The organism is Streptococcus sp. 959, assembly GCF_013277075.1.
Lineage (GTDB): Bacteria > Bacillota > Bacilli > Lactobacillales > Streptococcaceae > Streptococcus > Streptococcus pseudopneumoniae_C.
The window spans coordinates 1-15,721 of record NZ_VMMF01000018.1 but is presented as its reverse complement, the minus strand read 5'-3'; the positions used below and the strand labels follow the sequence as shown (position 1 = coordinate 15,721).

Annotated in this window: 12 protein-coding genes; 8 read left to right on the top strand and 4 right to left on the bottom strand. The window is 41.8% G+C overall.

Going from position 1 to position 15,721, the window contains the following annotated elements; translation table 11 throughout:
- Positions 1–63: 63 nt before the first annotated feature.
- The 4 genes from galU to argS all read right to left on the bottom strand — a co-directional run bounded on the left by galU (position 64) and on the right by argS (position 4,469).
- Entirely contained in the window at positions 64–963 is a 900-nt protein-coding gene (galU, locus tag HT717_RS06930) for a UTP--glucose-1-phosphate uridylyltransferase GalU (protein ID WP_020900553.1), read from the bottom strand.
- 21 nt (positions 964–984) lie between these two features.
- Positions 985–2,001, bottom strand: coding sequence for an NAD(P)H-dependent glycerol-3-phosphate dehydrogenase (locus HT717_RS06925; protein WP_049539098.1), 1,017 nt, complete (start codon positions 1,999–2,001; stop codon positions 985–987).
- Between the two features lie 170 nt (positions 2,002–2,171).
- Entirely contained in the window at positions 2,172–2,417 is a 246-nt protein-coding gene (locus HT717_RS06920; protein WP_049539100.1) for a hypothetical protein, read from the bottom strand.
- A 360-nt stretch (positions 2,418–2,777) separates the two neighbouring features.
- Positions 2,778–4,469: an arginine--tRNA ligase gene (gene argS / locus HT717_RS06915; protein WP_049539102.1), complete on the bottom strand. Its 1,692-nt coding sequence runs from the start codon at positions 4,467–4,469 to the stop codon at positions 2,778–2,780.
- A gap of 135 nt (positions 4,470–4,604) precedes the next feature.
- On the opposite strand from argS, the gene argR reads away from it, so the two are divergent.
- The 8 genes from argR (at position 4,605) to HT717_RS06875 (ending at position 15,642) form a co-directional block, all read left to right on the top strand.
- Positions 4,605–5,051 (top strand): arginine repressor, encoded by a 447-nt coding sequence (argR, locus tag HT717_RS06910; RefSeq protein WP_001231476.1) that lies wholly within the window; start codon positions 4,605–4,607, stop codon positions 5,049–5,051.
- Positions 5,052–5,101: 50 nt separating this feature from the next.
- Positions 5,102–7,636: a DNA mismatch repair protein MutS gene (mutS, locus tag HT717_RS06905; RefSeq protein WP_049539104.1), complete on the top strand. Its 2,535-nt coding sequence runs from the start codon at positions 5,102–5,104 to the stop codon at positions 7,634–7,636.
- A gap of 146 nt (positions 7,637–7,782) precedes the next feature.
- Positions 7,783–9,489: a multidrug efflux ABC transporter subunit PatA gene (gene patA, locus HT717_RS06900; RefSeq protein ID WP_173304804.1), complete on the top strand. Its 1,707-nt coding sequence runs from the start codon at positions 7,783–7,785 to the stop codon at positions 9,487–9,489.
- A 1-nt stretch (position 9,490) separates the two neighbouring features.
- A complete protein-coding gene (gene patB / locus HT717_RS06895) occupies positions 9,491–11,257 on the top strand; it encodes a multidrug efflux ABC transporter subunit PatB (RefSeq protein ID WP_049539108.1) in 1,767 nt (588 codons plus the stop codon).
- A gap of 138 nt (positions 11,258–11,395) precedes the next feature.
- The gene (locus tag HT717_RS06890) at positions 11,396–12,085 is read left to right on the top strand and encodes a gamma-glutamyl-gamma-aminobutyrate hydrolase family protein (RefSeq protein ID WP_000124770.1); all 690 of its coding nucleotides are present in this window, start codon (positions 11,396–11,398) and stop codon (positions 12,083–12,085) included.
- 171 nt (positions 12,086–12,256) lie between these two features.
- Positions 12,257–13,606 carry a glucose-6-phosphate isomerase gene (locus HT717_RS06885; RefSeq protein WP_000018269.1) on the top strand — a complete coding sequence of 450 codons (1,350 nt, stop codon included), beginning with the start codon at positions 12,257–12,259 and terminating at the stop codon, positions 13,604–13,606.
- Between the two features lie 127 nt (positions 13,607–13,733).
- Complete coding sequence (gltX, locus tag HT717_RS06880) at positions 13,734–15,194, top strand: glutamate--tRNA ligase (RefSeq protein WP_173304802.1); 1,461 nt, start codon at positions 13,734–13,736, stop codon at positions 15,192–15,194.
- A gap of 13 nt (positions 15,195–15,207) precedes the next feature.
- Positions 15,208–15,642 carry a cytidine deaminase gene (locus tag HT717_RS06875; protein ID WP_049539112.1) on the top strand — a complete coding sequence of 145 codons (435 nt, stop codon included), beginning with the start codon at positions 15,208–15,210 and terminating at the stop codon, positions 15,640–15,642.
- The last annotated feature ends 79 nt before the right edge of the window (positions 15,643–15,721 follow it).

Here is a 15,721-nt window from a genome sequence, read left to right as displayed (position 1 = left end):
ACCTGGAAGAAAATTTATGTAATGAAAAAAGATAAGGCATTTTTTGAACCTTATCTTTTTATTTTATTCCTTCTCAGCCAATTCTTTTCCAAGTTGGATGAGGTATTCTTTCAAGTCATCTTTGACTTGTGGATGTTTGAGGGCGTAGTCAATAGATGTTTTCATAAAGCCAAACTTATCCCCAACGTCGTAACGAGCTCCTGTAAATTCACGGGCGAAAACACGTTGTGTTTTATTAAGCGTATCAATAGCGTCGGTAAGCTGGATTTCATTTCCAGCACCAGGAGTTTGATTTTCTAAGATATCAAAAATTTCAGGTGTGAGTAGATAGCGACCGATGATTGCCAAATCACTTGGTGCATCTTCGGGAGCTGGTTTTTCAACGAAAGTTTCGACACTGTAGAGACCATTGATTCCTTCGCCTTGAGGAGCAATGACTCCATATGATGAAACATCTTCGTGTGGTACAGGCATGACAGCAATGGTTGATGCGTGTGTCTTTTCGTAATCATTCATCAGTTGTTTTGTCAAAGGAACGGCATTCTCATTTGTGATGTCCATAAGGTCATCACCCAGCATAACAACGAAGGGCTCATTCCCTACAAAAGCTTTGGCTTGTAGGACAGCGTCTCCAAGACCGCGAGGGTGAGTTTGGCGAATGAAATGGAGGCGCATACCAGTTGCTTCGTCTACCAATTTCAATAGATCTGTTTTGCCTTTTTCCTTAAGGTTGTATTCAAGTTCAAAGTTTGAGTCAAAGTGGTCTTCAATAGAACGTTTTGATTTACCAGTGACAACCAGAATATCTTCAATACCTGATTTGAGAGCTTCTTCGACGATAAATTGGATAGTTGGTTTGTCTACAATTGGCAACATTTCTTTGGCAAGGGCCTTGGTTGCTGGTAAGAAACGAGTTCCTAGTCCAGCGGCAGGGATGACAGCTTTTCTAACTTTTGATGTCATAAAAATCCTTTCTTTAGAGGGTTAAGACCACTCATTTTCTGCTTTAAATTCATTGTTCATGATGTCATAAATAGCATCTTTGATGTTGGTTCCGTGGTAAATAACTTGGTAAATGGCTTGTGTAATTGGCATATAGACTCCAAGTTCTTGCGCTAGTTCATAGGCTGCTCGAGTCGTTGAAATTCCTTCAATCACCATGCCCATATTGGCTTCGATATCAGCTAGGGATTCTCCACGACCAAGAGCATCTCCGGCTCTCCAGTTACGAGAGTGGATGGAGGTTCCAGTTACGATCAAATCTCCCACACCAGATAAGCCACTATAGGTTAATGGACTGGCACCAAGTGCTACTCCTAAGCGGGTAATTTCTGCCAAGCCTCGTGCGATGATGGCTGCCTTGGCATTGTCACCAAATCCTAGACCATGTAAAGCTCCTGCCCCGACAGCGATAATGTTTTTAAGAGCACCAGCAGTTTCAACCCCGATAACATCCGTATTGGTATAAAGTCGGAAGTAGTGATTGCTAAAGAGCTCCTGAACGTATTGAGCTGTTTGCAAATCTTTAGAAGCAGCTGTGATTAAAGTCAGGTCACGCACAATGGTCTCTTCTGCATGGCTAGGCCCTGAGACAACGACAATATCACTGCGGAGCTCTTCAGGAATTTCTTCTTCAAGAATGGTTGATAATCGTTTATGGCTATCAGGTTCTAATCCCTTTGATGCATGCATGATAATCGCCTTATGGTCTAAGGTTTTTGCAACTTGTTGGGCAACAAGTCGTGTCACTTTTGTTGGGACAACAAACAAAATCGCATCCACATCTTTCAGAGTCTCTGCTAAGTCAGTGTAGGCGATAATATTTTCATCTAGAACGACATCTTTAAAGTAGTGCTTGTTAGTATGATAGGTATTAATTTCATTGATTTGCTCGGGAATATTTCCCCAGATACGTACCTCGTGTCCATTGTCATTTAAGACTTGTGAAAGGGCAGTCCCCCAAGAACCAGGCCCCAAGACGGCGACGGTTTGTTTTTTCATGTTTTCCTCCTTAGTAGAGTCCTCTCCATTATTTTATCATATTCTAGAGGATTTTGCACTTGCATTGCTGGGGGAGTGGTGGCTTTGTTACTTGAAAAATACATAAAAAACCGAGACGAAGTATTAAACTCTTAGTCTCGGTTTTGATATTTCTTAAAGAATAGCTAGGTTTATTTCAATTGATCTGTAATGTCTTTTGATAGCAACATTCCCAGATGATAAGTTTTATTGATGTAAGCAATGACATCATTGATATTTTCAGTTGTGTGAATTTTCTCTTTGATGTCATCCCTAAAGGTTTCATCCTTCAAAAGTTGTTCTTGGTAGAGCCTTTGAAGTCTCTCCTTCTCGTACTTATTGAGTAGAAAAAGGAACACCAAGCTAATCACAACGAGGATATAAGCATATTGGCTCATAGGAAATCTCCCTGTATGATAAAGAAGTAGTAGTGAGTAGATTGAATTAGTGAATTCACAGATCAAGTCAGCAAAATTTTGATAGGCCTCTAAACCTAATTACGTATAGGATTTGGTCTTAGTTACTTAAACTGCTTTACAATCAAGTAATTAAAAGCTTACGACATGAGCCTAACCAAATCAATATTATTTGGATTGGTGAATTAGTAAAGCGTTTAGGCAAATATCTCTGGTTACGACGTTCTGGGACATAAATCGATAATATTTATGTCCCAGAACTAGTGAAGCGCCTAGCCAAATCTCTGATAGGATTTGGCGTTAGTTACTTAGATTGCTCCGCAATCAAGTAACTTTGGCGATTTACATTTTCTCTGGCGCTTCTACTCCAAGCAAGCGAAGGGCTTCTTTGAGAACAACTGCAGTTGCGTAGCTGAGAGCTAGACGGCTGTCGCGCTCAGGACTTTCATCTAGGATACGTGTATGTGCATAGTACTTGTTGAAGGCTTGAGCCAGATTAATCGAAAATTTAGCAATGATAGAAGGTTCAAAGTTATCTGCCGCACGGTTGATAATACGTGGGAAGTCTTGGATGAGTTTAATGATTTCCCAGCTTTCAGCATCATTCAAGCTATAGTTGCCAGCTGTTTCAGGTTTGAAATCGGCTTTGCGTAAGATAGATTGGATACGAGCGTAGGCGTATTGAACGTAAGGTCCAGTTTCACCCTCGAAGGATACCATGGCCTCTAGGTCAAAGTCATATCCGTTTGTACGGTCAGTCTTGAGGTCATAGAATTTAATGGCTCCAACCCCAACAGCATGCGCCACCTGGTCTTTATTTTCAAGTTCAGGATTTTTAGCCTCGATTTGGGCTTTGGCACGACTAACAGCCTCTGCAACTGTAGGTTCTAGCAAGATGACATTCCCTTTACGAGTAGAGAGTTTTTTCCCTTCTTTTGTAACCAAACCAAAAGGAACGTGAGTAATGTCTTCACTCCAGTCGTAGCCCATTTCTTGCAAGACAGCTTTGAGCTGTTTAAAGTGGACAGATTGTTCTTGACCAACTACGTAGATAGATTTAGCAAATTGGTATTCGTTTTTACGGTAAAGGGCTGCAGCCAAGTCACGTGTGATATAGAGAGTTGCACCATCAGATTTTTTGATAAGGGCTGGATGTTCAATTCCATATTTCTCAAGATTGACAACTTGGGCACCTTCTGATTCAACAAGAAGGCCTTTTTCAGAAAGAATGTCTACAACTGCATCCATCTTATCATTATAGAAGGCTTCTCCGTTATAGCTGTCAAAGTCAACCTTCAATTCATTATAAAGGCGGTTAAATTCTACCAAACTTTCATCACGGAACCATTGCCAAAGAGCGAGAGCTTCCTCATCTCCATTTTCCAGTTTACGGAACCATTCGCGCGCTTCTTCATCCAAGCTAGGGTCGTTTTCAGCTTCAGCATTGATGCGGACATAGAGTTTAAGAAGTTCCTCGATTGGATGAGCTTTTACAGCTTCTTCGTCGCCCCATTTTTTGTAGGCAACAATCAACATCCCAAACTGTTTACCCCAGTCTCCCAAATGATTGACCTTGACCGTTTGATAACCAATTTTTTGGAAAATATGTGACAAGCTATCTCCGATAACAGTTGAGCGCAGGTGACCGATAGAAAATGGTTTAGCGATATTGGGACTAGACATGTCGATCACAACATTTTCTTGTTTGCCAATATGTTGGTCAGCATAGTGTTCTTTTTCAGTGATAACAGCTTGCAATACTTGAGCAGAAATGGCAGATTTATCAAGGAAAAAGTTAACGTAAGGTCCTGTTGCGACAACCTTTTCAAAGGCTTGACTGTTAATTTTTTCAGCTAGTTCAGCTGCAATCATTTGTGGCGCTTTACGTTCGACTTTTGCAAGAGAAAAAGCAGGGAAAGCGATGTCTCCCATTTCTGAGTTTTTAGGGGTTTCCAGTAAATTTAAAATAGCCTCTTGGTCCAGGCTATCAATGACGCTAGCCAACTCGCTAGCAATCAATTCTTTTGTATTCATTAAGAGCTCCTTTTTGGACTTTTCTACTATTTTATCACAATTTTAAAGAAAGAAGAAAAAATTTTTGAAATCTCCTATTTTTTTGGTATAATATAGTTATAAAATTAGTTATAAATATTCACATAAGAGGATTTTATGAGAAAAAGAGATCGTCATCAGTTAATAAAAAAAATGATTACTGAGGAGAAATTAAGTACACAAAAAGAAATTCAAGATCGGTTGGAGGCGCACAATGTCTTTGTGACGCAGACAACCCTGTCTCGTGATTTGCGCGAAATCGGCTTGACCAAGGTCAAGAAAAATGATATGGTGTATTATGTACTAGCAAATGAGACAGAAAAGATTGATTTGGTGGAATTTTTGTCTCATCATTTAGAAGGTGTTGCAAGAGCAGAGTTTACCTTGGTACTTCATACCAAATTGGGCGAAGCCTCTGTTTTGGCAAATATTGTAGATGCAAACAAGGATGAATGGATTTTAGGAACAGTTGCTGGTGCCAATACCTTATTGGTCATTTGTCGAGACCAGCACGTTGCCAAACTCATGGAAGATCGTTTGCTAGATTTGATGAAAGATAAGTAAGGTCTTGGGAGTTGCTCTCAAGACTTATTTTTGACAAGGAGAGACGGAAAATGGCGACAGAAAAGCTATCACCCGGCATGCAACAGTATGTGGATATTAAAAAGCAATATCCAGATGCTTTTTTGCTCTTTCGGATGGGTGATTTTTATGAATTATTTTATGAGGATGCGGTCAATGCTGCGCAGATTCTGGAAATTTCCTTAACGAGTCGCAACAAGAATGCGGACAATCCGATTCCTATGGCGGGGGTTCCCTATCATTCTGCCCAGCAGTATATCGATGTCTTGATTGAGCAGGGCTATAAGGTAGCCATTGCTGAACAGATGGAAGATCCTAAACAAGCAGTTGGGGTTGTGAAACGAGAGGTTGTTCAGGTCATTACACCAGGGACAGTGGTCGATAGTACTAAGCCGGACAGTCAGAATAACTTCTTGGTTGCCATAGACCGTGATGGCAATCAATTTGGGCTAGCTTATATGGATCTGGTGACAGGTGATTTTTATGTGACGGGACTATTGGATTTCACGCTAGTTTGTGGGGAAATCCGTAACCTCAAGGCTCGAGAAGTGGTTCTGGGATATGACTTGTCCGAGGAAGAAGAACAGATTCTCAGTCGCCAGATGAATTTGGTGCTTTCTTATGAAAAAGAAGGCTTTGAGGACCTTCATTTACTGGATTCACGATTGGCAGCAGTGGAGCAAGCGGCCTCTAGTAAGCTGCTTCAGTATGTCCATCGAACTCAGATGAGGGAATTGAATCATCTTAAACCTGTTATCCGCTATGAAATCAAAGATTTCTTACAGATGGATTATGCGACTAAAGCTAGTCTGGATTTGGTTGAGAATGCCCGTTCAGGCAAGAAGCAGGGCAGTCTTTTCTGGCTTTTAGATGAAACCAAAACAGCTATGGGCATGCGTCTCTTGCGTTCTTGGATCCATCGTCCCCTGATTGATAAGGAGCGAATCGTCCAACGTCAAGAGGTGGTGCAGGTCTTTCTTGACCACTTCTTTGAGCGCAGTGATTTGACAGACAGTCTCAAGGGTGTTTATGATATCGAACGTTTGGCTAGTCGGGTTTCTTTTGGCAAGACCAATCCCAAGGATCTCTTGCAGCTGGCGACTACCTTATCCAGTGTGCCACGGATTCGAGCGATTTTAGAAGGGATGGAGCAACCTGCTCTGGCCTATCTCATCGAACAATTGGATGGAATCCCTGAGTTGGAGAGCTTGATTAGTGCTGCCATTGCTCCTGAAGCTCCTCATGTGATTACCGATGGGGGGATTATCCGGACGGGATTTGATGAGACTTTGGATAAATACCGCCGAGTGCTCAGAGAAGGGACTAGCTGGATTGCTGAGATTGAGGCTAAGGAGCGAGAAAACTCTGGTATCAGCACGCTCAAGATTGACTATAATAAAAAGGATGGCTACTATTTCCATGTGACCAATTCTCAACTGGGAAATGTGCCTGCTCACTTTTTCCGCAAGGCGACGCTGAAAAACTCAGAACGCTTTGGAACTGAGGAATTAGCTCGTATCGAAGGCGATATGTTGGAGGCGCGTGAGAAGTCAGCCAACCTAGAGTATGAAATCTTTATGCGTATCCGTGAGGAAGTCAGCAAGTACATTCAGCGTTTGCAGTCTTTAGCTCAAGGAATTGCGACAGTTGATGTCTTACAGGGTCTCGCTGTTGTGGCTGAAACTCAGCATTTGATTCGACCAGAGTTCGGCGACGACTCACAAATCGATATCCAGAAAGGGCGTCATGCTGTCGTTGAAAAGGTTATGGGAGCTCAGACCTATATTCCAAATACGATTCAGATGGCAGAAGATACTAGTATTCAGCTGATTACAGGGCCAAACATGAGTGGGAAGTCTACCTACATGCGTCAGTTAGCCATGACGGCGGTTATGGCCCAGTTGGGTTCTTATGTACCAGCAGAAAGCGCCCATTTACCGATTTTTGATGCCATTTTTACCCGTATCGGAGCAGCCGATGATTTGGTTTCAGGTCAGTCAACCTTTATGGTGGAGATGATGGAGGCCAACAATGCTATTTCGCATGCGACTAAGAATTCTTTGATTCTCTTTGATGAGTTAGGACGGGGAACCGCGACTTATGATGGGATGGCCTTGGCCCAATCAATCATTGAATATATCCATGAACATATCGGAGCCAAGACTCTCTTTGCGACCCACTACCATGAGTTGACCAGTTTGGAGTCTAGTTTAAAACACTTGGTCAATGTTCATGTGGCAACCTTGGAGCAGGATGGGCAGGTCACTTTCCTTCATAAGATTGAACCAGGACCAGCTGACAAATCCTACGGTATTCATGTTGCTAAGATTGCTGGTTTGCCAGCAGACCTTCTAGTAAGGGCGGATAAGATTTTGACGCAACTAGAGAGCCAGGGCACAGAGAATCCTGCTCCCATGAGACAAACGAGTGCTGTCACTGAACAGATTTCACTCTTTGATACGCCAGAAGAAAATCCTATCCTAGCAGAATTAGCTAAACTAGATATATACAACATGACACCTATGCAGGCTATGAATGTTTTGGTTGAGTTAAAACAAAAATTATAAAGCCTAGAATGACTAGTCATTCTAGCTATATCAAGGAGACTTCTTTGACAAGTTCCCACTTTTTTGCTAGAATAACATCACACAAACAGAATGAGAAGGAGCTGACGCATTGTCGATCCCTTTTGTCTATTTTTTAAGGAGAAAATATGCTGATTCAGAAAATAAAAACCTACAAGTGGCAGGTCTTGGCTTCGCTCCTGATGACAGGCTTGATGGTTGCTAGTTCACTTTTGCAACCGCGTTACCTGCAGGAAGTGTTAGACGCCCTACTTGCTGGGAAATATGAAGCTATTTATAGTATTGGGGCTTGGTTGATTGGTGTCGCCTTAGTCGGTCTAGTTGCTGGTGGGCTCAATGTTGTCCTTGCAGCTTATATTGCCCAAGGAGTTTCATCCGACCTTCGGGAGGATGCCTTCCGTAAAATCCAAACCTTTTCTTATGCTAATATTGAACAATTTAATGCGGGAAATCTAGTCGTTCGAATGACCAACGATATCAACCAGATTCAGAACGTGATCATGATGACCTTCCAAATTCTTTTCAGACTTCCCCTCTTGTTCATCGGTTCGTTTATTCTTGCAGTTCAAACCCTTCCTTCGCTGTGGTGGGTAATTGTTCTCATGGTGATCTTAATTTTTGGTTTGACTGCTGTTATGATGGGGATGATGGGGCCACGTTTTGCCAAGTTTCAAACCCTTCTTGAGCGCATCAATGCTATTGCTAAGGAAAATCTGCGCGGTGTTCGTGTGGTCAAGTCCTTTGTCCAAGAAAAAGAGCAGTTTGCGAAGTTTACAGAGGTCTCAGACGAGCTTCTCGGTCAAAATCTTTATATCGGCTATGCCTTTTCAGTAGTGGAACCTTTTATGATGTTGGTCGGCTATGGGGCGGTATTCCTCTCTATTTGGCTGGTCGCGGGAATGGTTCAGTCGGATCCTTCTGTTGTGGGTTCCATTGCTTCCTTTGTCAATTACCTAAGCCAGATTATCTTTACCATTGTCATGGTTGGATTTTTGGGAAATTCTGTCAGCCGTGCCATGATTTCCATGCGTCGTATTCGAGAAATTCTTGACGCAGAGCCAGCTATGACCTTCAAGGATGTCCCAGATGAATATTTGGATGGAAGTCTTAGCTTTGAAAATGTAACCTTTACCTATCCAATGGATAAGGAACCGATGCTGAAAGATGTGAGCTTTACCATCGAACCTGGTCAAATGGTTGGAGTAGTTGGAGCGACTGGTGCAGGGAAGTCAACTTTGGCTCAATTGATTCCACGTCTCTTTGACCCACAGGAGGGCTCTATCAAAATCGGAGGCAAGGATATTCGAGAAGTGAGTGAAGGAACCCTGCGTAAAACAGTTTCTATCGTTCTCCAACGTGCCATTCTCTTTAGTGGAACAATTGCTGATAACTTGAGACAGGGTAAGGGAGATGCTACTCTATTTGAAATGGAGCGGGCAGCTAATATTGCCCAAGCCAGCGAATTCATTCATCGTATGGAGAAAACCTTTGAAAGTCCAGTTGAGGAACGAGGGACCAACTTCTCTGGTGGGCAAAAACAAAGGATGTCGATTGCGCGTGGGATTGTCAGCAATCCACGTATTCTGATTTTTGATGATTCGACCTCAGCCTTGGATGCCAAGTCAGAGCGTTTGGTTCAGGAAGCTTTAAACAAGGATTTAAAAGGTACGACAACCATTGTCATCGCTCAAAAGATTAGCTCAGTTGTCCATGCAGACAAAATATTGGTTCTGGATCAGGGACGATTGATCGGTCAAGGGACACATGCAGACTTGGTTGCCAACAATGCTGTTTACCGTGAAATCTACGAAACACAGAAAGGAAAGGAGGAGTAAAATGAAGACAGTTCAATTTTTTTGGAATTATTTTAAAGTTTATAAGTTATCATTTGTAGTTGTCATTCTGATGATTGTTCTAGCGACTCTTGCCCAAGCCCTCTTTCCAGTCTTTTCTGGACAAGCGGTAACAGAGCTAGCTAATTTAGTTCAAGCTTATCAAGATGGCAATCCAGAACTTGTTTGGCAGAGTCTATCAGGAATCATGGTCAATCTTGGTCTGCTGGTTTTGGTTCTCTTTATCTCCAGTGTCATATACATGTGTCTTATGACGCGCGTGATTGCAGAATCGACCAACGAGATGCGCAAAGGCCTCTTTGGTAAGCTTGCGCGATTGACGGTTTCTTTCTTTGACCGCCGACAAGATGGCGATATCCTGTCTCGTTTTACCAGTGATTTGGATAATATTCTCCAAGCCTTTAACGAGAGCTTGATTCAGGTCATGAGCAATATTGTTTTATACATTGGTCTGATTCTTGTTATGTTTTCGAGAAATGTAACGCTGGCACTCATCACCGTTGCCAGCACACCAGTGGCCTTTCTTATGTTGATTTTCATCGTGAAAATGGCACGCAAATACACCAACCTACAGCAAAAAGAGGTAGGGAAGCTCAACGCCTATATGGACGAGAGTATTTCAGGCCAAAAAGCCGTGATTGTGCAAGGAATTCAAGAGGATATGATGGCAGGATTTCTTGAACAAAATGAGCGCGTGCGTAAGGCAACCTTTAAAGGAAGAATGTTCTCAGGAATTCTTTTCCCTGTCATGAATGGGATGAGTCTGGTTAATACAGCCATCGTCATCTTTGCTGGTTCAGCTGTACTTTTGAATGATAAGTCTATTGAAACCAGTACAGCCCTCGGTTTGATTGTTATGTTTGCCCAATTTTCACAGCAGTACTACCAGCCTATTATCCAAGTTGCAGCTAGTTGGGGAAGTCTTCAGTTGGCCTTTACTGGGGCTGAACGGATCCAGGAAATGTTTGATGCAGAGGAAGAAATCCGACCTGAAAAGGCTCCGACCTTTACTAAGTTGCAAGAAGGTGTTGAAATTAGTCATATTGATTTCTCATATTTGCCTGATAAGCCGATTTTGAAAGATGTCAGCATTTCCGCTCCGAAAGGCCAGATGACTGCGGTTGTTGGTCCGACAGGTTCAGGGAAAACGACTATTATGAACCTCATCAATCGCTTTTATGATGTTGATGCTGGCGGTATTTATTTTGACGGTAAAGACATTCGTGACTATGACTTAGATAGTCTCAGAAGTAAGGTGGGAATTGTCTTGCAAGATTCGGTTTTATTTAGCGGAACCATTCGAGACAATATCCGTTTTGGGGTGCCAGATGCCAGTCAGGAAATGGTTGAGGCAGCAGCTAAGGCAACCCACATTCACGACTATATCGAAGGCTTGCCTGATAAATACGATACCCTCATCGATGATGACCAGAGTATCTTCTCAACAGGGCAAAAGCAATTGATTTCCATTGCTCGAACGCTGATGACAGATCCAGAAGTTCTCATTCTCGATGAAGCAACTTCAAATGTAGATACGGTGACAGAAAGCAAGATTCAGCATGCCATGGAAGCGGTTGTAGCAGGAAGAACCAGTTTTGTCATTGCCCATCGTTTGAAGACCATCCTCAATGCAGACCAGATTATTGTCCTTAAAGATGGGGAAGTCATTGAACGTGGTAATCACCATGAACTCTTAAAACTAGGTGGATTCTACTCAGAACTCTATCACAATCAATTTGTTTTTGAATAAGAAAAAAGTTGTCCAATGTGGGCAGCTTTTTCTTGTCCATAAAAAATATTTATCACGGCCTTTAAAAAAACATATTAGACGAAAGTCATTTTGAGTGATATGATAGGACTATCATTAATATTTGAAAGGAGAGACATCATGGCTAGAACGGTTGTAGGAGTTGCTGCAAATCTATGTCCTGTAGACGCAGAAGGAAAAAACATTCATTCGTCTGTATCTTGTAGATTCGCAGAGAGCATTCGTCAAGTCGGTGGTCTCCCTTTAGTCATTCCTGTTGGTGATGAGTCAGTTGTGCGCGATTATGTGGAAATGATTGACAAATTGATTTTGACAGGAGGCCAAAATGTCCATCCTCAGTTTTACGGAGAGAAAAAGACCATCGAGAGCGATGATTACAATCTAGTCCGTGATGAATTTGAATTGGCGCTTTTGAAAGAAGCGCTCCGTCAGAATAAACCAATTATGGCAATCTGCCGTGGTGTCCAACTTGTCAATGTTGCCTTTGGTGGAACCCTCAATCAAGAAATCGAAGGTCACTGGCAAGGACTGCCTTTTGGGACATCTCACTCTATTGAGACAGTGGAAGGAAGCGTGGTGGCTAAGCTATTTGGAAAAGAAAGTCAGGTCAACTCCGTACATCGTCAGAGTATCAAAGATTTGGCACCTAATTTCCGTGTAACTGCTATTGATCCGAGAGATCAAACCATCGAAGCGATTGAGTCTATCGACGAGCACCGCATTATCGGTTTGCAGTGGCATCCAGAGTTTCTGGTTAATGAAGAAGATGGCAATTTAGAATTATTTGAGTATTTATTGAATGAACTGTAACGGCTGGAACATCTAGTCGTTCTTTCTTTTTATTATTTCAAAATTTTTGGAATGTGGGATTTTTACGCAAACGTTTGAATTCTGATAAAAATTGGAGAAATTCGACAAAAAAACTTGAAAAAAACGAAGGTAAGCGTTATGATAGAAAAGAAGAAATATTGGAGGAATAACATGTCACATATTAAATTTGATTATTCAAAAGTTTTAGACAAATTTGTTGCACCACATGAAGTGGAATACATGCAATCACAAGTAACAGCAGCAGATGAATTGATCCGTAAAGGAACTGGTGCTGGTAGCGATTTCTTGGGATGGTTGGACCTTCCTGAAAACTACGACCGTGAAGAATTCGACCGCATCTTGAAAGCTGCTGAGCAAATCAAATCAGACAGCGATGTTTTGGTTGTTATCGGTATCGGTGGATCTTACCTTGGTGCCAAAGCAGCAATCGACTTCTTGAATCACCATTTTGCTAACTTGCAAACAAAAGAAGAACGTAAAGCTCCACAAATCCTTTACGCAGGAAACTCAATCTCATCTACTTACCTTGCTGACTTGGTAGAGTATGTTGCAGACAAAGACTTCTCAGTAAACGTAATTTCTAAATCAGGTACAACAACTGAGCCAGCTATCGCTTTCCGTGTTTTCAAAGAACTCTTGGTTAAGAAATACGGACAAGAAGAAGCTAACAAACGTATCTATGCAACAACTGACCGCCAAAAAGGTGCTGTTAAGGTTGAAGCAGATGCCAACGGTTGGGAAACATTTGTGGTTCCAGATGACATCGGTGGACGCTTCTCAGTATTGACAGCTGTTGGTTTGCTTCCAATCGCTGCTTCAGGAGCTGACATCAAAGCCCTTATGGAAGGTGCTAACGCAGCTCGCAAAGACTACACTTCAGATAAAATCTCTGAAAACGAAGCTTACCAATACGCAGCAGTTCGTAACATCCTTTACCGTAAAGGCTATGCAACTGAAATCTTGGTAAACTATGAGCCATCGCTTCAATACTTCTCAGAGTGGTGGAAACAATTGGCTGGTGAATCAGAAGGAAAAGACCAAAAAGGTATCTACCCAACTTCAGCCAACTTCTCAACTGACTTGCACTCACTTGGTCAATTTATCCAAGAAGGAACTCGTATCATGTTTGAAACAGTTGTTCGTGTTGACAAACCTCGTAAGAACGTGATTATCCCTACTTTGGAAGAAGATCTTGATGGACTTGGTTACCTTCAAGGAAAAGACGTTGACTTTGTAAACAAAAAAGCAACTGACGGTGTTCTTCTTGCCCACACAGATGGTGATGTACCAAACATGTACGTGACTCTTCCAGAGCAAGACGCTTTCACTCTTGGTTACACTATCTACTTCTTCGAATTGGCTATCGCCCTTTCAGGTTACTTGAATGCTATCAACCCATTTGACCAACCAGGTGTTGAAGCTTATAAACGTAACATGTTTGCCCTGCTTGGAAAACCAGGATTTGAAGAATTGAGCAAAGAACTTAACGCACGTCTATAATAGAAGAAAAGAGTGGTTTGTCCACTCTTTTTACTCTCTTTATCCATAGAAATTGGACTCAGCCAAGACTTGTGATATAATATAGAGAGTAAAAAGGCAGACGCCTAGAGACTTTATAGGAGAAACTATGTCAAAAGATATCCGCGTACGTTACGCACCAAGTCCAACAGGACTACTACACATCGGGAATGCCCGTACAGCATTGTTCAACTATCTTTACGCACGTCATCATGGTGGAACTTTTATTATCCGTATTGAAGATACTGACCGTAAACGTCATGTCGAAGATGGTGAACGTTCACAGCTTGAAAACCTTCGTTGGTTGGGCATGGATTGGGATGAAAGCCCAGAAACACATGAAAACTACCGCCAGTCTGAACGTTTGGACTTGTATCAAAAATACATCGACCAATTGCTAGCTGAAGGAAAAGCCTACAAATCTTATGTTACAGAAGAAGAATTGGCGGCTGAACGCGAACGCCAAGAAGCGGCTGGTGAAACACCACGCTACATCAACGAATACCTTGGTATGAGTGAACAGGAGAAAGTAGCTTACATCGCAGAACGTGAAGCAGCTGGTATCATTCCAACAGTTCGTTTGGCTGTTAATGAGTCAGGTATCTACAAGTGGCATGATATGGTCAAAGGCGATATCGAATTTGAAGGTGGCAATATCGGTGGTGACTGGGTTATCCAAAAGAAAGATGGTTACCCAACTTACAACTTTGCCGTTGTTATCGATGACCACGATATGCAAATCTCCCATGTTATCCGTGGAGATGACCATATTGCTAATACACCAAAACAGCTTATGGTTTATGAAGCACTTGGTTGGGAAGCACCAGAGTTCGGTCACATGACTTTGATTATCAACTCTGAAACTGGGAAAAAATTGTCTAAACGTGAAACCAACACCCTTCAGTTTATCGAAGACTACCGTAAAAAAGGTTATTTACCAGAAGCAGTATTTAACTTTATTGCTCTTCTTGGTTGGAACCCAGGTGGAGAAGATGAAATCTTCTCTCGTGAAGAACTCATTAAACTTTTCGATGAAAACCGCCTGAGCAAGTCTCCAGCAGCCTTTGATCAGAAGAAACTCGACTGGATGAGTAATGATTATATCAAGAATGCAGACCTAGAAACTATCTTTGAAATGGCAAAACCATTCTTAGAGGAAGCAGGCCGATTGACTGATAAGGCTGAAAAATTAGTTGAACTCTATAAACCACAAATGAAATCAGTAGATGAGATTATTCCATTGACAGATCTCTTCTTCTCAGATTTCCCAGAATTGACAGAAGCAGAGCGCGAAGTCATGGCAGGGGAAACAGTCCCAACAGTTCTTGAAGCCTTCAAAGCAAAACTCGAAGCGATGACAGATGATGAATTTGTAACAGAGAATATCTTCCCACAAATTAAAGCAGTCCAAAAAGAAACAGGTATTAAAGGGAAAAATCTTTTCATGCCTATTCGTATCGCTGTTTCAGGTGAAATGCATGGACCCGAATTGCCAGATACTATCTTCTTGTTAGGCCGTGAAAAATCAATCCAGCATATTGAAAATATGTTAAAAGAAATCTCTAAATAAGAAGGGTACAATAATGGACATCTGGGAAAAGATGTACGAAGAAGCACAGAAACTATACGATCCACATGAAGTATCTGATTTTGTTTATGCCAACCATGTTGTAGCCGCAGTAGAAGCAGAAGATGGACAAATATTTACAGGTTTCTGTATGGAGGGAACCTGTGGTGTTTTCCATCTCTGCGCAGAGCGTGCGGCACTCTTTAATATGTACCAATTTTCAGGACAAACTAAGGTTAAAAAAGTATTAGCCTTCCGAGACAAACCGCCGTATGGTGGAAGTTCAGGAATGCCCTGTGGAGCTTGCAGAGAATTCCTTTTAGAGTTGAACGCTGAAAATAAAGATGCAGAATTCATGATGGACTACGATAGAAGAAAGATAGTGAAAGTCGCAGAACTAATCCCATATTGGTGGGGAGAAGAACGTGCTTCTAAGTTTAATGAACAATAGAAGAGTCAGTATAATTCTGGCTCTTTTTACTTTATTTGAAAAAAAGGAAAAAGTATTTGAAAAAAATTAGAAAAAGTAG